This is a genomic window from Gordonia phosphorivorans (assembly GCF_042432625.1).
Lineage (GTDB): Bacteria > Actinomycetota > Actinomycetes > Mycobacteriales > Mycobacteriaceae > Gordonia > Gordonia phosphorivorans.
Window position 1 is genome coordinate 82,676 of record NZ_JBHLWV010000016.1, and the last position, 22,195, is coordinate 104,870.

Here is a 22,195-nt window from a genome sequence, read left to right on the forward strand (position 1 = left end):
CGTCAGTACCTCGGATCCGAGCAGTCGTCGAAGAACCCGGCCGCCAGCGCTGAGGTCGGAATGCCGAGCTGTTCGCGCTGGAAGTCGGTCAGTTCCAGTTCGCCGCCCGGGACCAGCAGCGTGCCGGACTTGCTGCGCGGACCGTCAGCACGGGCATACGAGGTGTGTCCGGCGTACGGTGCCGTGGAAATCGCTGCGCGCACCATCGACACCGATGCCGTGATCGCGGCCGGTTCGTCGTCGGCGATGGCCGAGCCCTTGGCCTCGAGCCACTCCTCGCGAATCTTGCGGCCGGCGGATTCGAGTAGCTGTTCGGCACCGACCTCCGCCGCTGCGGGCAGCCCAGGCCACAGTTGCCTCAGCCGTTCCACGGTGAGGAAGGCCTGCGGCACAGGCTGCCCGCTGGTCACGGAAGGTCCGCCTTGATCAGGTCGGCGCGCGAGGAGGCCTCGGCGTCGGCGCGATCCATGCCGTGCGAGACGGCGTACTCGACCCAGGCGGCGACCGGCGCCGAGTTCTTGGGACGCTCCAGCGGGCCTTCCTGCGCGGCGTCTTCGGAGACCGGCTCAGTCGCGGACTCCGTCGGCTGATCGTCGGCGGCATCTGCTCCGGCGTCCGCCGTCTCACCGCCATCCTCGTCGGACTCATCGCTGGACTCGGAGCCGTCGAGGCCAGCGAGAATGTCCGCGTCGTCGGCGGCGCCCGCCGCAGTGGTGGCGTCAGCGTCGGCGGCGGACTTCGCGGGGGCCCGGCCCGAGCGGCGCTCGGGTTCGGCCCAGACTCCTGCAGCGTCGCCGCGTCGAATTTCGGCGGCCGAGACGTCGATCTCGTCACCGAAGTAGGCGCGGCGGCGCTTCTTGTCCTTGTCCCGGTACTCCCACGTGGCGACGCCGAGTGTGCGCTTGGCCATTATCCGGCCAGCCCGGTCAGCTTCTTGATGGAATACGGGTTCGTCACGCCCATGATCGGCAGGACCGAGGACTGCACCCAGTTGCGCTTGGTCTTCTGCTCGCGCCAGGTCTCGGTGGCCAGGCCCTGCTCGTAGTCCAGGAAGCCGACCTGTGCCCGGGCGACGGCGTACGCGGTGCCCGCGGTGATCCGGTTCGACGGGAAGATCTCCAGGCCAGCGTCGGCGAGGATCGCCGCCAGCTCGACGCCGTAGGCCACGCGCAGGTTGTGGAGCTCCTGCGGGTTGACCAGCCACAGGTCGTAGGTGACACCGAGCTCTTCGCGGTCGGCGGCGAGCTGGACGGCCGCGAAGTCCGCGAACGGGCGCTCGTTGTTCGGCGTCGGTGCGGTGCCCGACAGCGTCACGTTCGACCAGTCGTTACCCGGCACGATCGCGGCACCACCGACGGCGGCGAGCGCGGCCTCCAGGGTCGCCACAGCGCGGGTGTTGACCTTGCGGACGATGGTGTTGGCCAGCTGGGTGACCTGGTTGTCGAAGTGGACCTTGTCGTTGCGGCGCACGGCCTCGTCGGAGACCCAGAACTTACCGCCCCAGTCCTCGGACTTGGCGACCTGCGGTGCCGACCGGTCGCTGCCGACGACGGGGTACTCGGCGCCGGGTGCGCGTTCCTCGACGTCACGCGACAGGTAGAGCTCGTTCTGCTTGAGCTGGTCGTAGATCACTGCGCCGGAGGCCACCGAAGCACCCGAGGACGCGAAGATCTTGTCGACGATGAAGCTCTGCAGGGTCAGGTCGGCCAGGCGCTTGGTGATTCGGCCGGGCTGCTTGAGAGCGGTGTCGACGGTGAGCTGATTGCCGGAGATGGTCGGCGCACCCAGCGGGTACGAGACCGGGGCAGGAGAAGTCATGGTGATGTCCCTTTCAGTACAGGCTGATCTCGGCGTCGCCGCCGTTGGTTGCGGCGGTCACGGCGTAGCCGACGGCCACGCCGCTCGTCTTGGTGACCGCGACGCCGGCGGCGCCGATCTCGACGTCGGCGAACGCGGCGATGTCGCCACCGGCGCGGACCTCGACGACGCGCGAGTTGCCGCGCAGCACGCGCACGACCTCACCGACCGCGGCGTCGCGGCCGGCGACGCCGAACGCCTTCGCTGCGGCGTCGGCGGGCGCGATGGCCACGTTGCCGGACGCGCGGTTGCCGGAGATCTTCACGAACCGCTTGCCGGTGACGGCGACCGAGCAGCGGCCGGACACGTCTTGGCCGGGTTCGTAGATTCCGTTCACTTCGTTCGCCATGGTCAGGCCTCCTTCGTCGGGGCGGTGTTGAACCAGCCCAGGTCGCCGCCATCCTCATGAGTGACGGAGTGTCCGAGCTCTACCGTCGGCGCAACGGTGCCCTCGGGGATGGACGCCAGCATGGCGGAGGTGCCCTGCTCGTCCATCGACATCAGGTTCATGTAGTGCTCGCGGCGCGCGGGCGGGATGCGCCCGGACGCGACAGCATTGTCGACGGTCCGTTCGCGCGACTCTCGGACCTGCTGATCGCGAGCTTCGCGGCCCGCTGCGGCGTCGCGCTGCAGCTGCGCGAAAGCGCTCTTGTCGACCTGCACCACGGAGTCTGCTGCAGCTGCACGAGCGGCCGCCTGCTCTCCGGTCGGGACCGCGGCGGCGAGGCTGGCCACTGCCTTGATGACGGCGGCCACGTCGGCTTCGTCGCCGAGGCTGACCGCTTCACGGATCTGGGTGAGCCCGTCGGCCAGGACGGTGACCGCCGCGATGATCGCCTCCAGGTCGGCATCGTCTGCCAGGCCGAGCGCGGTACGCAGGGCGGCCAGCTGTTCGTTCGTGATTTCCACGCCCGAACCTCCTTCGTTGGTATTCCCGCCTGCGGCGGGTTCGGCCGCCGCGGCCGACTGGCCGTGGCGGGACTCGGCGCGCGAGGCGTACCGAAGAATGGGAGCCGACGCCGCAACCTGCTCGGCTTGGGCGGGATCGTCGGTCGGTGCGACGTCGTCGTAGCGGATGGCGACCTTCACCGGCTCGCCGAAGGTGACACCGTCGGCGCCGTCTCCGTCGCCGATGATCACCGGCACCCGCAGGCGATCACCGGAGTCGTCGTCGATGACGATCAGCTGCATCGGGTCCAGGGAGAACTCTTCGATCCAGTAGGACCAGGGCGCATCGTCGTAGTAGGCGCGGCGCACATCTTCGGTCGAGACCGTAGCGGTCACCGAGAGCGGCTGTGGCATGAGGGTTCCTTCCATCATGATGACGAACGGTGTCGCGTCAGCTCCTGTGGTTGCGGCGACGTCGACGCCGTACAGCTGGGCGACGTCCTGCAGCGACTGCAGGGTGCCGATCGCCGGGTGCGACACACCGAGCAGTGCGACCGCAGTCAGCACGAAGTCGTGTGTGTGCCCGAGCGCGCAGCGGTAAGACCACTGCCCTTCAATCGAGCGCTGCGGGTACGCGGAGGCGATGATCGGGCCGAGCCAGCCCGGCATGCCGACGTAGTCGCCGACGAGCGTGTGGCCGTCGTCGAGCAGTCCGAGGTTGTCGATGTAGCCGACTGCGGGTTCGCCGTCGAACCTCGGGTCGGTGTGTCCGAGCTTGAGGGTGGGGCGGTGTACCGCGGGGCAGTCCAGCGCGGTGACAGCGTTCGCGAGGTCGCCGGTGGTGAACGTGTGGACACCAGTCGATGCCGACCAGGTGCCGGTGTGCATGAGCTCGACCTGGCCCAGACGGGACAGCGGGGGCGGTGCCGGCACCACGACATCGGTCACGACGCTGCTCCTACCGATGGCACGGTGACTGCCGGGGCCGAGTCCGCGGTGTCGTCGCCGGCGTCGGCGCCGGCGGCGGACGGCAGGCCGAGGTTCTGGCGGATCGCGTGCTCGGTGCCCGGGTCGGGGACGAGCAGGCCTGAGTCGACGAGCATCTTCAGCGCCGCAGCGGTGGCGTCCTGGCGGGTGCCGATCTCGTCGAAAACGATGCGTGGGGCGGCGACGTCTGTACCGAAGTTCAGATCGACGAGGTCGTAGACGATGTGCTCGGTCGAGATCTCGGCGATCTGTTCGGCGACGGCCTGCAGCGCCTGAACGAACGTATCGGCCTGCACGCTGGCCAAGGCGTAGCTTCCGCCGCGGCCGTCAAGGTTGAGGAAGTGCGCGAGGCCGGCCAACGCGATCGCGCGGTCATGCGATTCGATAGCGCGCTGAGGGTCGGGCAGGTTGCCCTGCACGCCGATCAGTTCCGCTTTCCACCCCGGAGGTAAGCCGAGGCCCGCGAAGTTGCCGGCACGCATATTCGAGGCGAGCTGCTGGGCGCGCTCGACTTGCTTGTCGTCGTCCTTGGCGCAGGTGACCACGGGGATACCTGCGCCGCCGCGGCGGATGGCTGTCGCCTGCACACGCAGGATGTCATCCTTCAGCAGCCAGTTCTTGTGGACCGGGCGCAGCAGGCTCTTCCCGATCCAGTTCCCCGATCCGCCGTGCCGCACGTAGGCGACCAGCCGCGACACGGGGATCTTCACCTCGGCCAGCGCGGATGGTGCCAGGCCGTTCCAGCCGGGCGGTGCCTGCTCGATGGACTCCAGTCCTCCGTCGCGCGCGACGTTGATCTTCGAGATCGTCGCCTGCGGGCGCGGCGCCAGCTTCCGGAGCCAGAACTGCCTGGCCTCCGGATCGTAGCGGTACACCTGCTCGAAGTAGGCGTGCCCGAACTCGAGCATCGTCAGTACCTCGGCGAGGTGCGTGCGCCAGGAGAACCGCCCCTGTCGCCGCCGGCCACGCGGCATCGCGGTCGCGGTATCGCGGTCGTCGGCTTCATCGCTGGCTCCCACGACGGGTAGCCCGAGGTTCGCGGCGATGAAGTCGACGACCGCAGGGTCCGCACCGGCCGGGTCGATGCGCCACGGCGTCCGCAGGATCGGAAGCTTGATCGCCTCCAGCAGCGACGTGACTCGACCGTCCTCGTCAGCCATCCGCGCGAACAGCGCGATCGACGCCGGCCACCGCAGCTCCGGGATCCGCTCGTTGGAGTCGAAGTCTGTGCCGCCGCTGTTGACGTATCCCGTCTCGACGGTCGGGTCAGCAGGCATTGCCGAGCCCTCCGACGGCGCTGGTGCCAGCGTTGAACCGAGTCCCGCCACAGCTACCTCCTCACCGTCGTCAGAACCCCGCCGCCATTGCGTCGAAGTCGTCGAAATCGAAATCCTGTGGCCACTGCTCACCTGTCGCGGCGTCGAGCGCCGGCAGTGCGCCGCCGGTGTCGATGCCGAACTCGATCAGGCCCCAGCGGGCCATCGTCATCGCCACCAGCGGCGCGATCGACGCGCCGCCCTCGGCGCGGTTCCATGCCCAGTCGCCCTGCGGCATGAGCCGCTTGGTCGCCGATCCGAAGGCGTCGATGATCGCGGGCTGGTCGGCGAGGTACATCTGTGCGTCGAGCAAGTCGGCTTCGATGCCCTGACAGGCGACGGCCATCTTGTCGGCCCCGGTCACCTCGGGCACGATGTCCTCCGCCTTGAGGAGCGCGATCAGCGGCGCCGCGGCGGACTTGCGGTCGATGATGATGATCGGGTCCCACAGGTCGACGAGTGCCTTGACCTTCCTCACCATGGCCGCGTTCGTAGCCTTACCCACGAACCCGACCTCGAGGTACGGTGCGCCGTCGTCGGCGAACGTGGCCGCGACAATCGCCCAGTCGCGGCCGACGTACGACCGGTCGATGGAGATGGCCACCGAACCCCGAAGGTGCAGATCGTTCGGGGCCTTCGCCGCTTCGAGTACCTCGTCGGCGTACAGCGCTTCGCCGGTATCGACCAGCTTGGGCCAGACGCCCCGGCCGAGGAAGTTCACGTCGAAGATCCGTCGGGACCGCTCGGTCTTCTGCTTGCGCAGCGCGTCCCGCATCTTCGCGTCGGTCTGGATGATCCCGAACGACGGGTTGGCGTAGCGCCAGGTCTCCGGTTCGTCGCGGTCCATCTCGGGCGGCGCCATGTGCTCGGCGAAGTACAGACCGTTCGGGGAGGTCGCCGCCAGGGCGTCCTCCCGCAGGGCCGTCAGCACGAGCCCGTTGGTGTGGATGTCGGCGTTCACCGCCGAGCTGGTGTAGATCGTCTGCGGATTGTCCGACGCCATGATCGTCGGGTCCAACGCCGAGGTATCACCCTCGGTGAGGTTGTACGCCTCGTCGTAGATCAGGAGGTCGACGGCGTCGAGACCGGTGCCGGAGTCCGGCGATCGGGTGATGAACGTGATCGACGCTCCGCTGCGCAGCTGGATCTCGGCCATGCCCTGCGACATCGTCGGCTTCTTCTTAAGCTTCGAGCGCAGTGACGGAATCGCTTCGATCATCTTGATCAGCCGCTGTGCGATCACGCGGCCGGTCTTCCACCGCTGCACCGAGAACACGATCGTTTCGTTCAACACGAACAGCCCGTAGACGCAGCGGTAGAGCAGCACCTCGGACTTGCCGTTCTGGCGCGGGATGATGAGCACGCACGTCGAGTGCAGCCACAACCCCGAGACCGGGTCCCAGCGCAGGATGCCGCGCATCTCGTCGGCCTGCCACGGAAAAAGCGGCTTGTCGCCGGCAATCCGATTCGACAACGTCACCGCAGCGGCACCGCGGCGCTCCCACTCCGGGACCGGTTCGGCCTGGAGCAGGTGGTGTGGTTCTTGCCGGCCAGTGAGCGCGGCCGGCGCGCGGTCAAGAACCGGTGCAGTCACGAGGCGATGCCTTCGAGTACGTCGGCCTTTCCGTCTCCCGACGGCGTCGCCGGCGCCAGTGCCCGAATGTCGGAGACCAATCCGCGGAACGCCGCCGCCTGCGAGCGCGCCTCAGCCAGCACACCAGCGATCTTCACCGTGAGCGCACCGTCGCGGTCCTCGGTGAGGACCATCCACGTCTCCGCGTCGCCTGCGATGACCCGATCGAGCCGGCAGCAGCGGTTCCACACGCGCACGGCCTCCACCGCGAGCACGCGGATCGCCTCGGACTGCGAACCGCCGACCAGATCGAGGTACAGCGTCTCGGAGTTCGGCTCCAGCTCGTCGAAGTCCAGCTCGACCGGTGCAGATTCTTCGTCCATGTCGCCACCTCCCGCCCGAGACCGGGTGGCGCACCGAACTGCGCATCTGTACACAAAAAATCCTGACTAACCGCGGGGCCGTCAGGGGGCCTACCCCCAGATATTTCCGGTGGTAGGGGCATTACCGCAGGTCAGAAGGGCCAAGGCAGGCGACGGACGCCGAGCGGACCCGTTTCCTGCCGATCTCGGCCGCCGAGGGCAGGCCGCTGATCATCTCGGCTGCCATCGCCGCGTTCTGAGTTGCAGATCGCGTGCAGAAGCCGGTCTGTCGTCGTCCCGCCACGCGCTCGCGGCAGCGAATGGTCACCGGAGAGCGGCTTCCCGTCCGGATTCTTCTCCGGAGCGAGGAACATCGGCCGGCCGCACCACCAGCACGGTGCACCGTCGACGTGGTTTGCCTTGAGTCGTTCGGTCTCTTGCTGGTGCTTCCAGCCGAGCTGGCGAGCGGTCGTCGATGTCACCAGTGGATCCGTCCAGCGCGTGCTCGCGTGGCAGCTTCGGCCTTCGCCACGTCGATCATTCGGTACAGCTTGTGTCCGCGATCAGTCAGCCCCGCCGGTTGGAGGTTGCGGCGCACCCCGGATCGGTCGAGGTAGCCGCGGTTGACCCACGCGCGGACCGTGGTGCGTGAGACGCGGGCGACCTCGGCAGCTTGAGACTCCGTGAGGAGTGAGTCCACACCATCGGGCACCGGCGGCGCGGTCATCTGCACCACCCCCGAAACGCAAGGAACCTCCTACACCAGCGAGGGGAAGGAGGTTCGGGCACAGCTCTACCGCTGCGCCCCATGATACATGTATCACCCACCCCAGCGGCACCCCCCCTGGACCTGCGTGTCGGCACCCCCACCTGCCCCGCGCCGATCATCGGAAGCCCCTCCTTGCCGGCTGCTGCTTCGTCTTGCGGGTGTCTCCGGCCGCGCCCGTCGCGGCCTCCATCTGCTCGTCGGTCACGATGTCGGCCAGGACACGCGCCAGGAAGCCGTACTCGGCTTCGGAGGTCCGGTAGTCGCAGGCACCGCACACGATGAAGTCGCCGGCGCCGTACATGCCCGGGACCCGCTCGAGCGTCAGGAGTCCGCAGTCCGGCGCTGGGCACGGCATGGGCAGTACGGTCCGGCGTCGGCCGTGACCGAGGCCGAGGCGGATCCGGTGGTGCAGGGACCGGAGCTCGTCGAGCGCTTCATCGTCGACGCGCCACTGCCACAGCACCGCCCACGGTGGCGGCACCTCGTCGAGCGGTACCCAGCGGCCCTGCGTGCACAGCCAGTCGGTGCGCGGCACGAGGTAGGTCAGGGACTCGCGGAGCACCGCCGACTCCTGACGCTGCCGACGGCCGTCGAGGATCATCGGTGCCGGTGCAGTCTCGCCGCGGTACTCGGCGACCATGTCGTGCAGGGCCAGCACGCAGTCGACGATCTGCGCGGCATGGTCGGACGCCCACTCGGCCGGGTGGCCGAACTCGCGGCGCCCACCCGCGCGGCGGCCGGCATTGGACGACAGCGGCTGTGGGAGCGTGCCGCGCAGAACCTTCCAGTCCTCGGCGAGGTCGAGCAGCAGATGATGCAACTTTGGGCCGGTCATCCGTCGGCGTGGCCACCACGCGGGCACGTCCGTCGACCACTCCATAGACTCGCTCACCTCGCGACGCTCTCAGCGCAGCAGCAGCACACCTCGGCTGATATCAGCGCGGCACTGACCATCACCTTCGTCAGCTCGATCGCTTCGGCCTTCGAGAAACCAACCGCGGTGAACGCCCTGTAGATCGCCCACGCGTTCGTGGCGTTGTCCTTGTCCGAGAGCCCCTTCATCGGTAGTCCTTGCGCCAGCGGTAAGCGTGCGGGCACGACGCGAAGTGACTCAGGTACAGCGGCTGCCCGGCCGCGCGCATGGCCGCCGCCTTCGCCTTCCCCAGCACCACCTGTTGGGGCTCGCGCGACACCGGATCGACGTGGATCGAGACGTTGCCGTACTCGCTCGCGTCAGCATCGACCGGCGCGAGCCTGTTGGTCTTGGCGTCCACACACCAGACGATCTCCGCTCCGCACGACCCGCAAAAGGCCGTGGACGCCCGCGCGGTCATGCCATGCCTGCCTTCACCCACGAGCGCGCCACGTCGATCGCCTCCGGCCACGTCGCCACGACGCGCACGGCCAGCAGCTGCCGGACCGGGCTGGCGTAGATGCCGACGCAGGAGACTTCCCACTGCCGGCCAGCCGACATGTACAGACGAGGGAGCTTCTTGATCTGGATCTTGTAGTCCACAGAGAGACCTTTCAGTGCGGTTGAGTTCCACCACCACGGCCCCGGCGGCCACGACGACGGCGATGAGAGTTCGGCCTGGGAGGTGAATGATCTGGGCTACCGACCCGTCCCGGCCCGGCCCGTCCCGACCCGCCCCGACCCGGACGGACAGATTCCGTACCCTGCCGATCTGCTGGATCAGGCTGATTTCTGCTTGATCGCCTGTTGATCGGTGCGGGCGAGGCGATTGGGGCGGGTGTGACTGGTGGGGGCGGTCGTTCCGCCGGAGGGGCCGCGGCGGACGCCGCGGGACCTCCGGTCCGGTCCACGTGATCGCTTCGGCTGGCGCCTACGGCTGCCTGGCCGGTCGGGGTCGCGCCTTCGGCTGCTGACTCCGTGTTCTCCTGGGTCGCGCCTGCGGCTGCGTTCCCAGATACCGGCGGCGCGCTCTCAGCTGCAGCCTGGCCCGGTAGATCCCCGCTGGCTGCGGGGTATCGAGATGCGCTCTCCTGGGTCGCGCCTGCGGCTGCGTTCCCAGATACCGGCGGCGCGCTCTCAGCTGCAGCCTGGCCCGGTAGATCCCCGCTGGCTGCGGGGTGTCGAGAGTCGGTGCTCTGTCGCCGTGGGGTGACGGAGCGGGCGATCTTGTCGAGAGCCTCGGGCGCCGTGGCGACGGGCACTTGGTACCCGTTGTCTTGGCGCCACCGGTTCTCGGTCAGCCACCGGACGGTGTAGACCGAGTACAGCGGCTCCTCGGGCGGCGGCATGATCTCGGTGATGCCCTTGGGGAACTCGTTCCGCTTCCGCGACGAGTTGCAGGTCTTGCAGCACACGACGAAGGTGTCGATTCGCGCAGCTTCCCCGGGAATCAGGTGATCATAGGTGCCGGCCCGCCCGGACCGGCGATCGTTGTTCCAGTTCACGATGTTCCCGCACCAGCGGCAGGCGTCGCCATCGCGGATGCGGACGGGAACGGTGAGCGAGGGACGGTTCGAGTCCTCGCGCTGCTGGCGTTCCCACTCGACTTCCGTCTTCAGCCGGAGGTGAATGAACTCGGCGTCGGTGTCGATGATCTTGTAGGCGTATCCGCCGTCATCGAGCACGACCTCGGTCATCAGTCCGGCGAAGATCGACGACGCCAGCAAGGCGTCGATGCGCGTAATCCCGGCGACCTGGATCGCAGTGCCGCGGGTGACCACGTAGTCGGTCAGGTGCGCAGCGGCTTGCGTCGCGCACCTGACCAGGAAGCCGAAGGTCTCGTTCATGAGGCGGTCGTCGAACTCTGGCAGCTCGGCAACGTTGAGCAACACGGGGTGAAACGCAGATGTGTCACCGAACCGGGCCCAGGGCACAGAGGACTCCTCACGAGGAACAGAACAAAACGATCAGAACGGATCAGGACGGACGTTGGGCGGCGCGCGGGCCCGCGATGGTCCGGTCACAGTGGGTCTCGATCCATCCACGCCAGTAGCCGGCGCGGCGGTAGATCATCGGGCACCATGGCGGCGAGCGTGACGATCAGCACGAACCGCCACTGGACGCCGCCGACCTGTGCGGCCTGTGCCAGCAGGTCCAGCATGGGGCCGGCGTCACCGTCTCGGACAGCGCCGACGATCTGCTGCGCAACCGGCACCATCGCGTCACACTCGGGCTGGTCGAAGTAGATCCGCCCCGCCCCGCGCGCCGCGAACTCAGCCACTGGGCACCTGCTCGGAAGGGTTGACGACCGCTGGCCGGTAGGCGTATTCGCTCTTCCCGTCCGGGAGCGTGCCCACAGCCATCCGCACCTGCGGCGAATGCACAATCGCCACGGTGTGCCCCGTGCTGTCCCGGACCCGGATCTCGCTGTTCTGGACGAGGGTCGTGAAACCGGCCGTTGACACGTAGGCCTTATCGATTCGGTCCAGGCACGATTGGATGGACAATCGCTTCTCGGTGCCAGCACCAGCGATCGTGGCGTGCGTGGCTGACACTGACCGCGCCCACCGCCGAATGTCCGCATGTACCTCCCTGCGGGCGCTCACTGGCCCACCTCCCAGTCGAGAGCGCGGACCGTCGCGCAGCAGCACGGGCACCCGCAGTCCAGCGCCCGCACCCGCTCGATGGCGGCGGCAGCGGCATCCGCTTCGGCCTCGGCGCCGAGGACTTGCCCGATCAGTTCCTCGACCGCTTTCCCCGACCGCAGTTTCTCGACTTCGGCCACCAGATCGGCCACCAGCACGGGGGCAGCAGCGATGAAGGTTGCGTTGGCCTCGGCTTCGTCGGGCGTCCGCTCACCCGCCTCGGTGCAGCGAGCGAGGTCCCACGCGGCAACGGTCACGTTGTGGTCGGTGCCGATGATGTCGCTGTAGATCCACGGTCCGGGGGTGATGCCGTCGAGCAGATCGCGGGCGCGTTCGGTCACGTCGCCACTCCTCACATCCACCACCGCTTCGGGCCGCGGATCTGCAAACGCCCGCAGGTCTCGCAGGTGCGGTACTGGCGCATGGAGTTCCTGAACTGCAACCAGAACCCGAAGTCATGCCGGTGTCGCCTCATGCCGCAGTCTCCTCGGTGAGCGCGCGGATGATCGCGACCGCACTGATCCGACAAGTCGGGTAGTGCCACACAATCTCGCTGTCGGTACAGGTCGCCAGCAGGTCGCGGACCTGATCGACCGGCACGCGAGTGCCCCGCACGCACGGAATATCGCCCATGCGCTCCGGGTCGGTCCAGACGGCCAGGGCTTCGACACGGGCGACCGTCGCGGCCAGCTCCTCGCGTTCAGCACGCACCTCGGCGAGCTCGGTGGCCGTGTCCTGCCACGCCACCTCGGCCGCGTCCGCACGCTCGGTCTCACGACGGGGATCGACGCGGCCCGCGGCATCGTCCGCGGAACGAATGCGGGCCCGGACAAACGCCCGCGCGACCATCAGCGTGTACGCCCTGTCGCCGTACCAGCTCGGCGAGCGCTCCTCGATGAGCAGGGATAGCGTCTGCGCGACCGCTTGCAGGGCTGCCGCCGACATCGGCTCCGGCTCACCGGTGGCGGCAGCCTCGAGTCGCTCGACATCGGCGCGCAGCGACGCGATCTCGGCGTGCGCCGCGTCGAGCTGGTCGGCCGGAACACGCCATTCGTCGGTGACGGGGCCGGTCGCCGCCGCGACGCCTTTCAGGAGGGTCGCGCGCGGGATCGACACCTCGACGGCTTCGATGACGCCGAGCTGCGGGACGGGCACGCTCAGGTGCACCCAGGCGGGATCGGCGCCAGGGAGCACGTTGGCGGTGACATCGACGGGGTCGAGGGTGGCGCCGTTGATCGTTGGGGCGACCTGGGCCGAGTCGAGTTCGATCGGGACGTAGCGGTGCGGGTCAGTCATGAGTGCGTCCTGTTCAGAGTCGGATCTTCGGGTTGCCGAGGCGGTTGTACGCCATGAGGGCGGCGCGGGCGACGAGGTGAGGGATACCGCCCTTGTGCCCTCGGCTTTTCAGCTCGTGTGCGCGGGCTTGCAGCTGCGCGGGGGTGATCGACGACAACGCGTCGGCGAGGCGCCCGGTGTCGAGCTCGTCGGCGTAGTCGTGGAGCACCAGCGACAGCCCCCGGATGACGGCGGACTTGCGGGCTTCGGGGTCGCCCGGCCAGATGTCGCCGATGAGCTCCAGCACCAGGTGCAGGGTTCGGGTGTCGCAGCGTTCCACGGACCATTCCAGGGCTGCGCAGCACTGGAGGGTCTCGGTCAGTTGGCTGTCGGCCGGCGGGCGCGGATTGTGGCTGACGACGTAGCCGAATCGGTGCGCGACGGCGTCGATCTGGCGGACGATCGGGTCGCCGGCGGCGCGGCGCGCGTACCAGCGGTCCCAGGTGGACAGCTTCTTCGTTTCGCGGTCGATGTCCCAGAACAGGCGGGCCTCGTCGTCGACGGTGAGGCCGGAGTGCACGGTGACCGGGAGCGCCATGTCGGCGTCGACGTGGCACGCTGCGGCCCACCGGTGCTGGCCGTTGATGATGGCGTACCGCGGGCACTCGGTCTCGCCGCGATCGGACACGTCGAGGACGCCGACGAGGTGCGGTTGCCACCGCTTCGACATCGACACTGCGCGGCTCTCGTTCAACTCGCGCTGATAGGTCGGGTCGGCGAACATCTCGTTCACGTGTACTGCGGTCACGTACGTGTCGGTGGTCATCGTCGGTTCGCTCCGAAGACGTACCGTGCACGCTTCAGTTCGACGGGTGGTGCCTCCGTCGTGGTGTGGATGTTCGTCACTTTCGTGCCGGCGGCGCGGATCTGCTTGAAGACCTGGGCGGTGATCTCGGCGTCTCCGAGCGCGGTGTGGGCGAGGTCTGGGTTGCGGTCGAAGCCCCACAGGTCGCAACACTCGGACAGCGATGGTGGTGTGGCGAGACCGTGCAAGGCTGCGGTAGCGGCCTGTACGTCCCACAGTCGGAAGTGCCATGGGGGCTGGTCCGGGTCGCTGTCTGGGGTGGAGTCGGTGCCGCGAGTGGCCGGCCAGGTATTGCTCCGCAACCAGTCCCACAGCACGGACTGATCGAATGCCGTATTCGCGCCGACCAGGGTGGCGCCGGCGAGGACGTCGTACCGCAGCCGTTCCGCCACGGCCAGGCTCTCGGCCGAGGGAAGAATGTCCGAGAACAGGCGGCGCTCGAAGTAGCGGTTCACTGCGAGCGCTTCGGGATCTGCATCCAGCACCATGCTGGCGACGTCGTGGTACGGCACGAAGGACAGTCGCTCGGTGACCGTCAGAGTCTCATCGAGTACCAGCAGCGCGGCTTCGACCATGAGACGGCCGGGGCCGGTCAGTCGGGAGGTCTCGACGTCGATCACCACGAACTTGGCTGGGGCGTTGTCGGTGTCTGTGAGGTGCTTCATCGTGGGGTCCTTCGGGTTAGGGGGTCAGCACCAGCACGGCGAGGAATACGCCGAACGTGATGACGAAGGTGATGACGGAGACCGCGAGGCGACCGCGGCGGAGGGAAACGAGCTGACTCTCGAGGCAGGGCCACGCCTCAGTTCGGCAACGCTGGCAGCAGGTCCAACCATCAATCGTGATCGGGGCGTGCTTGGTCACTGCGCACGCTCTGAGAGGTGGTTGATCAGGACGTCGCCGGGAGGGAGCGGCGCCACCCGGATCTTGGCTCCCGGAGGGAACGCGTCACTGGGTATCCGCCAGCGGCGGCCGCCGGTGCCCGGGTCGATGCCGTCATCGATGAGGTAGATCGGCACCGATGGGTCGAGGTAGCCGAGCGATCCGTCGGCGTTTCGAGCCGGTAGTCGGCATGCGAAGCCGGTCATCGCGCGGGCGTGAGGGGATCTAGGCATCGGGTGCTCCTGCGTCGGGGTGGCTGTCGGTGATCTCGGCGGTGATCTCGGGTAGGTCCGCGGGGCGGGCGAGGACGAGCCGGGTAACGGTGGCGCCTTGAGATGAGCCCACGACGCGGAAGCGGGCGAGGACGTCGAGGACGCGACCGGCTTTCGCGTAGCCGATCCTGAGCTTGCGTTGCAGCATGGATGCGGATCCGAACTGGCTCTCGACCACCAGGCGCGCCGCCGCGATCACGAGCTCCTGGTCGAGGCCGTCGAGCGACGGTTCGGGGGTATCGTCGCCGTCTTCGGGTGTTTCATCGAGGTCGACGGCGGTGGCATTCCACACCGTCACCATGTCGGGGTCGCCGGGGATCGGGGTGGGGAGGCGATGCTGCCAGCGATCTCGCGCACGGCGCAGGGCCAGTGCAGAGTCGGTGGCGGTTTCCTCACTGCCGGTGAGGTCTATGCGTCCAGCAGTCGCGGCACCGAGGAAGTGGTCGCCGATCTGCCACAGCATCAGGTGTATGTCGCTGGGTGCGGAGATGGTGACGGCTTGCTCATACGCTTTCGCCGCGACGCGGAAGCGGTCGAGGACCAGCTCCGGGACGCCGAACGCGTCGGCGCCGGCGCATGTGGGCAGAGCGCACCAGCGTGCTATCTGGGCGGGAATGTCCGGGAAGTCGTCGGAGGTGGTCATCCCAGTGAGCTCCAGCTCGTCGCCCGAGAGCAGGCCGCTGACGTCAGTCAGGTGCAGCCACGTCGCGACGGCATCCGCAGCAGGTTCGCCCGTCACGGCGGTCGTTGTCGTGCTGATCGCGGCTCGCCAAACGAGCCGGACGAAGTAGTCGTCAGCCAGCTTCGCGTTCGTGATCTGGAATACCGCCAGGATCTTCTTCACGTCGATCGGCGCGAGGTCAAACTGTCCGGCGTCGCTGTCTGGGGACGAGTCGGTGACGTGGACGGCGGCGAGCGCTACGGTCTGGCGGTCTGTGGCGCCGACGAGCAGCTGATCGCCTGCCGCCCACACGCGGGTACGTGCCAGCTTCTGCGAACTGTCGGCCGGCGGCTTGTCCACGTGAGGGCGGCAGGCGATCAGCGCGGCCCTCAGCTGTGCTGTCGGGACTGTGACGTCGAGCAGAGTGATTGACCGGCCCGACGCGATCTCGGTGGCGGTCACCGGGTCACTGCCTTGAGGTGTCCGGCGGTAGACCGTCCGGCCTGGAGATTCGGAGCTGGCTGGTGAGTCCGGCACGTTCGCGGGCCTTGGTGCGGGCTGCGTCTTGGGTGACCCATCGCTGGATCTGTTTCTTGCGCCGCGGTGTGAGCGAGTCCCACCACGCGTCCGGGCTGGCTACCGGCATGGGCGGTCACTCCTTTTCCTCGCCGGCGGTGTGCTTGTGGAGGTCGGCGGTGTACTCGTCGACAATGGTCTGCTCGATGTCGGAGAGGCGGTATCCGCTCTCGGTCAGCAGGTTGGTGTAGTCGATGACGTCGGCCAGCAGCGCCGCGGCGCCGTCGACGTCGCGGGACGTCCATCGGGTGCCGCTGAGGATCTGCTCGCCGCGCGTATTGGTGAGCGCCGAGTAGGCGACGAGCTTCACGAGCTGCGGTGGCGTCGCCCCGCGCAGCCAGGTGGCGCTGGCGTCGATCAGCGCGTCATCGTCGCCGCCGTCGTCGGGCACGTTGAGGTACGTGTCGAAGTCGAGAGGCGCTGCGGTTTCAGTGTGTGCACCGTAGAGGATCAGCGCACGACCTGCTAGCTCGCAGGCCACGGCGTCTTGGAGGTTCCGCAGGTGCTCGCGGCGCACGGATGTTGCTGCCTTGACGCTCTTGACCCGTTCGGCGCGTTCTGCGGCGGCAGCGCGGCCGGCGACAGCGGCCTCGTGGTGTCGCCGGCATAGGTCGCCGTCGGTGGCGGGCGCCGAGCACAGCGCCGTCGAGCATTCGGGGGCAGCGTCGGCGACCGGTTCGTCAGCGAACAGGTACGTGACGACGAGTAGATCCTCGCCTTCCCAGGAGGCGGGCTTGATCCAGTACGAGATGGCGTCCTCGCGGGAGATCAGTCCGGCGACGCCGTCCGCATCCCACCGGTTGGTCGAGGCACCCGCTACCGGGTGGCCGGCGTCGACTGCGGCGCGTTCCTTCGCGCACAGTTCATGGGCCGTCCAGGCGTCGGGCCACGGGAACTTGGTGACTCCTGCGGCCTCTGCCGCCTTGATCTGTGCCGCGAGCTTGGCGCGTTGGTCGGCGTCTCGCCGAACCTTCTCGCACTCGACGGCCCAGTTGACGGTGCCGAGAGCCTTTTCGAGGCGGGGCCGGTCCTGCTCGGCGGCTTCGGCGACGACGATCGCGTCGCTGATGGAGACGGTGTGGTCGTTGAGCTTGCCGCGCACTTCCTCGGGGAGCGCCGCGATCTTCACGCGCGCCCGAACCTTCGTTTTGCTCCAGCCGACGCGCTTGGCGATCGTCGCCACCGATTCCCCGATGTCGAGCATCTCCTGCACGCCGGTCGCTTCCTCGTCCGGCGTCAGGGACTCGCGGTCCCGGTTCTCGGTCAGCATGACGGCGATCTGAGCGGCCTCGTCGTCGATCATCGAGTGATTGACGGTCGCGGGGATCTGGGTCAGACCGGCCTTGCGGGCGGCGGTGACGCGGCGGTGTCCGGCCAGCAGCCGGTACTTGCCGTCGTGGGGCACGACGAGGACGGACTGCAGGACGCCCTGGGCGCGGATGGTCGCGGCCAGGCCGGTGACGTCGCCGACGGACCGGCGGAGGTTCCGTGGGTGGAACTCGATCTGGTCGAGGTTGAGGAACTTCTGCTCGACCTCGGTGCTGATGTCTTCGGGTGCGGTGGTCATCGGTGCGGTGTTCCCTTCCCGGGGGTTTGGTCAGGCGGTGGGGTCGGCCGGCAGTGCCGAGCAGGTGCGGGTGTGGAGCGTGAACAGCAGGTCGCTGTCGGCGACGGCGGCGGCCCAGTCGGCCGAGTTGTGGAGGATCCGGCAGACCTGGTGTTTCGTCCCCGAGGTGGGGTCGGTCCACTGGCGTGGGAGCTTCTGCACGGTGCCGGTGTCGTCGGGGCTGAAGTCGACGCACACCCAGCTCCCGGGGTCGCCCGCGGTGCGCCACCACCGCACCGGCTGGTGGCAGCGGACGCACTCCACGCCGGTAGTCGTCGAGCGGGTGCGGTTGCCGGTCACGTCAGCACCCGCAGTCGGGGACGGCCGAGTTCGGCGGGATGGAAGTGCAGCTGGGCGACGAGGCGTTCGATCGCCTGGACCATCGCGTTGACGGCGAGGACTGCGACAGCGTCGACGTCGACGGATTCGAGGCAGTCGACGCGGTCGTAGGAGTCGGAGTAGGCGACCAGGCATTCGCCGGGCAGGCCCGCGAACGTGGCCATCGCTTGCGCCCGCCGACCGGTCGTCGGGTGGCCTGCACCGTCGACGGTCGTGATCGCGAGGAACCCGCCGCGGCGGCGGATCAGCTCGTCGGCGTGGGCCTGGGCGGCATGCAGCGCGGCGATGGCCGACTGCAGCTCGGTGCCGATCCGGATAGTCCGGACCGTCTCACCGCCAACACGGATGTACTGGGCGGCGGTGGTCATCCCTGCCACCAATCCGGGTAGTCGCGGCGCGAGGCAGGGACGACGACCGGGCGCCCAGCGCGGGTGCCGAGCTCGGCCCGGTGCCCGGTGCGGCGGTGGACCGCACGACGGCGCGCAGCGCGCAGCGCGGCGTGCTTGCGGGCGTTGCGGGCACGGATGGCGTCGACGGCGGCGGTCCACAGTGCGCCGCCGAGCGCGAATGCCATGAACGAGATGCCCAAAAGGACTGCGAACTGATCGAACGTCATCATCGCTGGACCCCCGCGGTTGCGTCGATCCGCGCGGCGAGCGCACCGAGGTCGAGGCCGGCCACTGCGGGGCGCACCGCCTCGACGCGCTCGGCCAGCGGCAGGCGCGCCCGCCAGGCGAGGGCGGCGTCGGAGGTGTCGGTGGCCGCGTACGGGTGCCGGGCGGCGACCGGCGCGGGTTCACCGAGGCGGCGGCGACCGGCGCCGGTGTAGTGGACCTGGCCGATGTGCATGGCCACGGGGATCGCGAACGCGCCGAGGGCCTGCCGGGAGTGCCGGCCGGGCCGTTTGTCGCTGGTAGTGTGAGGAATTGGCATAGCTCTTCCTTTCAAAGAGAGTGCCGGGAGCCCGTCGAGGTGATGACTCGGCGGGCTTCGTCTTTTCGGGTGGCGGCCGGAGACGCAACCCCACGCCCCCGGCCACCCGTTTCTCCTACGCTGGTGCTGCTACCGCACGGCGAAGGAGAAGAATCATGGACGAGCTGTTCAGCACGGAGAACCGAGAGTGGACGCTCGAGGTGAATGGTCACTACCGCCAGTTCGGGTACTGGGTGTATCCGTTCCTCGTGGCCGCTTGGGACGCGACGCAGGACAGTGACGACCCCACCGTGCTGGTCACCGACGACGCCGATGACTTCTGGATTCGCGCTGGGGACGACGTGGTATTCCACGTTCCCGAGCGTGATCCCCGCGTCCCGCAGCGCCTCACGCAGAGTGAGCTCGAGGAGTTCGACGAGTTCGAACCCAATCGGAGCTGCAACGGGTACGGGTACGTGCACGTCTACGGCAGCGAGATTGCCTTCGATGACCCAGGATCCGCGCGCTCGACGCGGCGATGACCTACGCGCCGTTGCCCGGCCGGTCGAGGACAACACCGAACCGGAGACGTGCACGCTGAATGAGCCCGACTTGGCGGGGCCCGCGGTACCGGTGATCGAGAGAGACTTCATGGCGGGCTCGCGGGCCGAGGTCTCGCCGAGCTGCTGAAGGATCTGGTTCCACTCTGGCACGCAGATCGGGCAACGACGGCCGCGCGCGCGGTCGTCGAGCCACCGGCCGAGCGCCGTGCGCGTCGACCGTGCACGGTGCCGGCGGCACGCGGGATCGGTGCGGCGGCACGCGGGATCGGTGCGGCGGCACGCGGGATCGGTGCGGCGGTACCGGTCCATCACTGCCCGCCCTGCGCGAGGCGAGCAGCGCGGTCGTCATACGCCGGCACCGACAGTCCGGGAGTGGCATCTACGCTCACACCGGACTGTCGGGCCAGCCACCTATGCTGCAACCGCCAGAGCCCCAACAGGACGGCTTTGGCTACATGACGGGTACCAGCCCGTGCAACAGAGGGAGAACTGAAATGCCGATCCGCGACTTTCTCGCTATCGACGCACCGTCGACCGACTTCCCGGTCACCAACGAACTTCAGGGGCTGCTCGTCGACGTTCTGAGTGACGACGCCAACCCTGACGGTGACAACGACATCACCACCGCGCTCGCGCTGGCTGTCGTCGGCCTCGAGACTCAGGTCCGACAGCTGGAGGCCATGGTCCGCGGCAGCAACGCCGAGCGCGACAACGTCCTCGCGCGGCTGGTCAATCTGGAGATCCGGATCATGGAAGCCGGTGTCCAGCTCGCGCCGCCCGCCGAGTAGCGCGGAACGGACCTGCTGAGCGGAAGCCGGCGGGATCAGTTTCGCGACGCGGTACTGCCGCTGGCGAAGATCAGCCAACGCCTGCTCAACGCCGCGCCGGGACTCTGCTTCCGCGCGTCGGGCCTCGGCGACCTGTTCCGCAGCCGCGGCGGCTTTCTGCTCGACGTCCATCACGCACCCCTGCCGCTCTTCGCGAGGAGGGCGTCGCGTTCGGCGCGGACTTGCTCGAGCTCGGCACGCAGCGCGCGCTCGGTTTCCAGGGCCTCCTGCTTACGGCGGTGCACTGGCGAGTCCGCCAGGACCACGCCGTACCGCTCCACTTCCTCGCGGTCGAGGAGGAAGGGCCCGGTCTTGCCGGGCAGCTTCGTTACGGAGGCTAGCTTTCCCGACTTGATCGCATGGATCACGGAGCGGCGGGACACCCCCAGCAGTTCCGCCGCTTCAACCGCAGTTAACGCATTACCAACGTTTGGCATGCGTCAAGTCTGGACCACGACTTCGTGTGTGTCAAGTGTTGTACACACACCAATCGGAGCACCCAGGGGTGCCGGTGTCGTTGCCCCATCGCCGGAATCGACCCACGAACCTTGCCTACCTATCGCGTCAGGCCACGCCTCGTGGCCCTGCCGAATCTCGGCAAGGCTTGGGTGTGGCGCCGGCATTGGTCGCGATCCGTCCGGCGGCTCCGAGGGCAGGTCGGAGACTGGGCTACTGCCCGTCAGCCTTGTTTTCGTCGAGCTGTGCAAGAAACGACGGCGCCACACTTGGCACAGCTCAAGTTTCTACGGCCTTATTTGGCACACGTCAAGCTAGTTCGCAAAAGCAACGGTCCGGGACTCTTGCCTAACCGCTTTACCTCTGTCTAAGCTTGTATGCATGACCAGTGCATATGAGGCAGGGACCATTCCGGTGATCGGCGTCCAGCACCGACTTCGGATCGCGCGCGAATTCGCCGGCCTAGAGCAGGCCGACCTGGCGGAGATGGTTGGGATCTCCAGAACGTCAGTGAGCAATGCCGAGTCCGGCCGTACCCGGCCACGGAAGATCACGCTCAACGCCTGGGCGTTGGCCACCGGCGTTCCGGTGACGTGGCTGCAAACGGGAGAAGCCCCCGCCGACCCCGATGGGGGCGACGAGGGCTCGGCAGTGCCCCCAGCAGGGCTCGAACCTGCGACCTGCGGATTAAAAGTCCGTAGCTCTACCAACTGAGCTATAGGGGCCCACCCTCGGCGGCGCAGTACGACGTCGAGTGCGATGGGGAGTTTACCGCGCCGTGTCAGGACAGCAGCACCGCAGGGGCGCGCAGGCGCGCCTGGACCGAGCGCACCGCGTCGCTGAAGGCGGGAACGAACTGGTCAGCGCCGATCACGCAGCACGCGTGACCGCCCTCGACCGGGAAGTCGAGGGTGTCGGAGATGCCCTCGGACAGCAGCGACTGCCGTTGCGGCGGCACCGTCTTGTCGCGGGTGGAGATCACCACCGAGGTCGGCACGTCGATCTCGCCGAGCCAGTCGCGGGAGTCGAAGTTCGCCATCGCCTCACTGAAGGAGCCCAGCTTGCTGATCGGGGTGGCCAGGAACTGGCTGATGCCCCACTTGGCCGGATGCTGCGACCAGTCGTTCAACCGCGCGTCCGAGGGCACCGGCAGGTAGCGGTCGAACCGCGCCGCGATCGAGGCCATCTTCACATCGCGGGCCAGTTCCTCCGGCTCCAGGCTGGAGAAGAACGGCCCGGTGGAGCACAGCACCATGCCGTCGATGCGGTCCGGGTGGCGCCGCCACGCGAGCTGGGCGATACCGCCGCCCATGGAGAAGCCTGCCGCCGTGAAGTGGCCGATCCCCAGGATGTCGGCGACCGCCACCGCGTCGTCGGCGCAGTCCTCCAGCGTGAAGTCGGCCGAGCGGATCCCGCGGCCGTGCCAGCGATGGTCGATGGTGATGACCCGGAAGTCCCGCGACAGCTCCGGGATCACCGGGTACCAGCAGAGCAGCCCGGTGGTCGCCACCGAGTGCAGCAGGAACAGCACCGGCGCCTCCCGCGGGCCGGAGTCGGTGATGAACGTGGTGCCGCGACCCGGCAATTCCAGGTATTCACCCGTCGGCAGATCACGAACGGGATACGGACGCATCACATGTCCGACTGCGCG

31 protein-coding genes, 1 tRNA gene and 1 pseudogene are annotated in these 22,195 nt (G+C 68.3%); 3 read left to right on the plus strand and 30 right to left on the minus strand.

From position 1 onward, the window contains the following. Positions 1-2: 2 nt before the first annotated feature. The 27 genes from ACFFJD_RS06450 to ACFFJD_RS06580 form a co-directional block, all read right to left on the minus strand. A complete protein-coding gene (locus ACFFJD_RS06450; protein WP_382362320.1) occupies positions 3-410 on the minus strand; it encodes a hypothetical protein in 408 nt (135 codons plus the stop codon). Beyond that, a complete protein-coding gene (locus ACFFJD_RS06455) occupies positions 407-910 on the minus strand; it encodes a hypothetical protein (protein ID WP_382362322.1) in 504 nt (167 codons plus the stop codon). Before ACFFJD_RS06455 ends, ACFFJD_RS06450 begins: the two co-directional genes overlap by 4 nt. After that, positions 910-1,818, minus strand: coding sequence for a major capsid protein (locus ACFFJD_RS06460; RefSeq protein WP_382362324.1), 909 nt, complete (start codon positions 1,816-1,818; stop codon positions 910-912). Before ACFFJD_RS06460 ends, ACFFJD_RS06455 begins: the two co-directional genes overlap by 1 nt. 13 nt (positions 1,819-1,831) lie before the next feature. Further along, positions 1,832-2,206 carry a capsid cement protein gene (locus ACFFJD_RS06465; RefSeq protein ID WP_382362326.1) on the minus strand — a complete coding sequence of 125 codons (375 nt, stop codon included), beginning with the start codon at positions 2,204-2,206 and terminating at the stop codon, positions 1,832-1,834. Positions 2,207-2,208: 2 nt separating this feature from the next. Continuing rightward, a complete protein-coding gene (locus ACFFJD_RS06470) occupies positions 2,209-3,693 on the minus strand; it encodes a phage protease (protein ID WP_382362328.1) in 1,485 nt (494 codons plus the stop codon). Continuing rightward, positions 3,690-5,009, minus strand: a complete 1,320-nt coding sequence (locus tag ACFFJD_RS06475; protein WP_446685292.1) for a phage portal protein family protein — start codon at positions 5,007-5,009, stop codon at positions 3,690-3,692. Before ACFFJD_RS06475 ends, ACFFJD_RS06470 begins: the two co-directional genes overlap by 4 nt. 70 nt (positions 5,010-5,079) lie before the next feature. Then, the gene (locus ACFFJD_RS06480) at positions 5,080-6,642 is read right to left on the minus strand and encodes a terminase large subunit domain-containing protein (RefSeq protein ID WP_382362332.1); all 1,563 of its coding nucleotides are present in this window, start codon (positions 6,640-6,642) and stop codon (positions 5,080-5,082) included. Then, positions 6,639-7,004 carry a hypothetical protein gene (locus ACFFJD_RS06485; RefSeq protein WP_382362334.1) on the minus strand — a complete coding sequence of 122 codons (366 nt, stop codon included), beginning with the start codon at positions 7,002-7,004 and terminating at the stop codon, positions 6,639-6,641. The genes ACFFJD_RS06480 and ACFFJD_RS06485 overlap by 4 nt, the downstream gene beginning before the upstream one ends. 131 nt (positions 7,005-7,135) lie before the next feature. Then, complete coding sequence (locus ACFFJD_RS06490; protein ID WP_382362336.1) at positions 7,136-7,465, minus strand: hypothetical protein; 330 nt, start codon at positions 7,463-7,465, stop codon at positions 7,136-7,138. After that, complete coding sequence (locus ACFFJD_RS06495; RefSeq protein WP_382362338.1) at positions 7,462-7,710, minus strand: helix-turn-helix domain-containing protein; 249 nt, start codon at positions 7,708-7,710, stop codon at positions 7,462-7,464. The genes ACFFJD_RS06490 and ACFFJD_RS06495 overlap by 4 nt, the downstream gene beginning before the upstream one ends. Before the next feature lie 157 nt (positions 7,711-7,867). After that, the gene (locus tag ACFFJD_RS06500; RefSeq protein ID WP_382362340.1) at positions 7,868-8,587 is read right to left on the minus strand and encodes a hypothetical protein; all 720 of its coding nucleotides are present in this window, start codon (positions 8,585-8,587) and stop codon (positions 7,868-7,870) included. Positions 8,588-8,640: 53 nt separating this feature from the next. Continuing rightward, positions 8,641-8,814: a hypothetical protein gene (locus ACFFJD_RS06505; RefSeq protein WP_382362342.1), complete on the minus strand. Its 174-nt coding sequence runs from the start codon at positions 8,812-8,814 to the stop codon at positions 8,641-8,643. After that, positions 8,811-9,026, minus strand: coding sequence for a hypothetical protein (locus ACFFJD_RS06510; protein ID WP_382362344.1), 216 nt, complete (start codon positions 9,024-9,026; stop codon positions 8,811-8,813). The genes ACFFJD_RS06505 and ACFFJD_RS06510 overlap by 4 nt, the downstream gene beginning before the upstream one ends. 56 nt (positions 9,027-9,082) lie before the next feature. Beyond that, complete coding sequence (locus ACFFJD_RS06515; RefSeq protein WP_382362345.1) at positions 9,083-9,268, minus strand: hypothetical protein; 186 nt, start codon at positions 9,266-9,268, stop codon at positions 9,083-9,085. An 11-nt stretch (positions 9,269-9,279) separates the two neighbouring features. Next, complete coding sequence (locus tag ACFFJD_RS06520) at positions 9,280-10,557, minus strand: HNH endonuclease (RefSeq protein WP_382362347.1); 1,278 nt, start codon at positions 10,555-10,557, stop codon at positions 9,280-9,282. Between the two features lie 128 nt (positions 10,558-10,685). Beyond that, the gene (locus ACFFJD_RS06525; protein ID WP_382362349.1) at positions 10,686-10,946 is read right to left on the minus strand and encodes a hypothetical protein; all 261 of its coding nucleotides are present in this window, start codon (positions 10,944-10,946) and stop codon (positions 10,686-10,688) included. Between the two features lie 321 nt (positions 10,947-11,267). Then, positions 11,268-11,651 (minus strand): XkdD/Y8K6 family phage-associated protein, encoded by a 384-nt coding sequence (locus tag ACFFJD_RS06530; protein ID WP_382362351.1) that lies wholly within the window; start codon positions 11,649-11,651, stop codon positions 11,268-11,270. A 130-nt stretch (positions 11,652-11,781) separates the two neighbouring features. Further along, positions 11,782-12,606 carry a DUF433 domain-containing protein gene (locus tag ACFFJD_RS06535; protein WP_382362353.1) on the minus strand — a complete coding sequence of 275 codons (825 nt, stop codon included), beginning with the start codon at positions 12,604-12,606 and terminating at the stop codon, positions 11,782-11,784. Positions 12,607-12,619: 13 nt separating this feature from the next. After that, positions 12,620-13,411 carry a DUF6551 family protein gene (locus ACFFJD_RS06540; protein WP_382362355.1) on the minus strand — a complete coding sequence of 264 codons (792 nt, stop codon included), beginning with the start codon at positions 13,409-13,411 and terminating at the stop codon, positions 12,620-12,622. Next, complete coding sequence (locus ACFFJD_RS06545; protein ID WP_382362357.1) at positions 13,408-14,115, minus strand: 3'-5' exonuclease; 708 nt, start codon at positions 14,113-14,115, stop codon at positions 13,408-13,410. Before ACFFJD_RS06545 ends, ACFFJD_RS06540 begins: the two co-directional genes overlap by 4 nt. A gap of 195 nt (positions 14,116-14,310) precedes the next feature. Next, positions 14,311-14,565: a hypothetical protein gene (locus tag ACFFJD_RS06550; RefSeq protein ID WP_382362359.1), complete on the minus strand. Its 255-nt coding sequence runs from the start codon at positions 14,563-14,565 to the stop codon at positions 14,311-14,313. After that, entirely contained in the window at positions 14,558-15,727 is a 1,170-nt protein-coding gene (locus ACFFJD_RS06555) for a DNA translocase FtsK (protein ID WP_382362361.1), read from the minus strand. The genes ACFFJD_RS06550 and ACFFJD_RS06555 overlap by 8 nt, the downstream gene beginning before the upstream one ends. A gap of 190 nt (positions 15,728-15,917) precedes the next feature. Further along, positions 15,918-17,408: a ParB/RepB/Spo0J family partition protein gene (locus tag ACFFJD_RS06560; RefSeq protein WP_382362363.1), complete on the minus strand. Its 1,491-nt coding sequence runs from the start codon at positions 17,406-17,408 to the stop codon at positions 15,918-15,920. Between the two features lie 30 nt (positions 17,409-17,438). After that, the gene (locus ACFFJD_RS06565; protein WP_382362365.1) at positions 17,439-17,747 is read right to left on the minus strand and encodes a hypothetical protein; all 309 of its coding nucleotides are present in this window, start codon (positions 17,745-17,747) and stop codon (positions 17,439-17,441) included. Next, positions 17,744-18,154 (minus strand): hypothetical protein, encoded by a 411-nt coding sequence (locus ACFFJD_RS06570; protein ID WP_382362367.1) that lies wholly within the window; start codon positions 18,152-18,154, stop codon positions 17,744-17,746. The genes ACFFJD_RS06565 and ACFFJD_RS06570 overlap by 4 nt, the downstream gene beginning before the upstream one ends. Further along, positions 18,151-18,405 carry a hypothetical protein gene (locus tag ACFFJD_RS06575; RefSeq protein ID WP_382362369.1) on the minus strand — a complete coding sequence of 85 codons (255 nt, stop codon included), beginning with the start codon at positions 18,403-18,405 and terminating at the stop codon, positions 18,151-18,153. The genes ACFFJD_RS06570 and ACFFJD_RS06575 overlap by 4 nt, the downstream gene beginning before the upstream one ends. Further along, positions 18,402-18,719: a hypothetical protein gene (locus ACFFJD_RS06580; RefSeq protein WP_382362371.1), complete on the minus strand. Its 318-nt coding sequence runs from the start codon at positions 18,717-18,719 to the stop codon at positions 18,402-18,404. Before ACFFJD_RS06580 ends, ACFFJD_RS06575 begins: the two co-directional genes overlap by 4 nt. Before the next feature lie 155 nt (positions 18,720-18,874). Here ACFFJD_RS06580 and ACFFJD_RS06585 point away from each other — a divergent pair, with 155 nt between their 5' ends. After that, positions 18,875-19,240 carry a hypothetical protein gene (locus ACFFJD_RS06585; RefSeq protein ID WP_382362373.1) on the plus strand — a complete coding sequence of 122 codons (366 nt, stop codon included), beginning with the start codon at positions 18,875-18,877 and terminating at the stop codon, positions 19,238-19,240. A gap of 515 nt (positions 19,241-19,755) precedes the next feature. Further along, positions 19,756-20,049 carry a hypothetical protein gene (locus tag ACFFJD_RS06590; protein WP_382362375.1) on the plus strand — a complete coding sequence of 98 codons (294 nt, stop codon included), beginning with the start codon at positions 19,756-19,758 and terminating at the stop codon, positions 20,047-20,049. A 170-nt stretch (positions 20,050-20,219) separates the two neighbouring features. Here the strand turns inward: ACFFJD_RS06590 and ACFFJD_RS06595 are convergent, their stop codons facing one another. Beyond that, entirely contained in the window at positions 20,220-20,525 is a 306-nt protein-coding gene (locus ACFFJD_RS06595; RefSeq protein WP_382362377.1) for a helix-turn-helix domain-containing protein, read from the minus strand. A 505-nt stretch (positions 20,526-21,030) separates the two neighbouring features. On the opposite strand from ACFFJD_RS06595, the pseudogene ACFFJD_RS06600 reads away from it, so the two are divergent. Beyond that, positions 21,031-21,096: pseudogene (locus ACFFJD_RS06600) on the plus strand (hypothetical protein); the annotation flags it as partial. 100 nt (positions 21,097-21,196) lie between these two features. On the opposite strand, the gene ACFFJD_RS06605 reads toward ACFFJD_RS06600, so the two are convergent. Together ACFFJD_RS06605 and ACFFJD_RS06610 are read right to left on the minus strand one after the other, a co-directional pair. Next, positions 21,197-21,269, minus strand: a tRNA-Lys gene (locus ACFFJD_RS06605). Positions 21,270-21,325: 56 nt separating this feature from the next. Next, complete coding sequence (locus ACFFJD_RS06610) at positions 21,326-22,177, minus strand: alpha/beta fold hydrolase (RefSeq protein ID WP_382362959.1); 852 nt, start codon at positions 22,175-22,177, stop codon at positions 21,326-21,328. Positions 22,178-22,195: the final 18 nt, after the last annotated feature.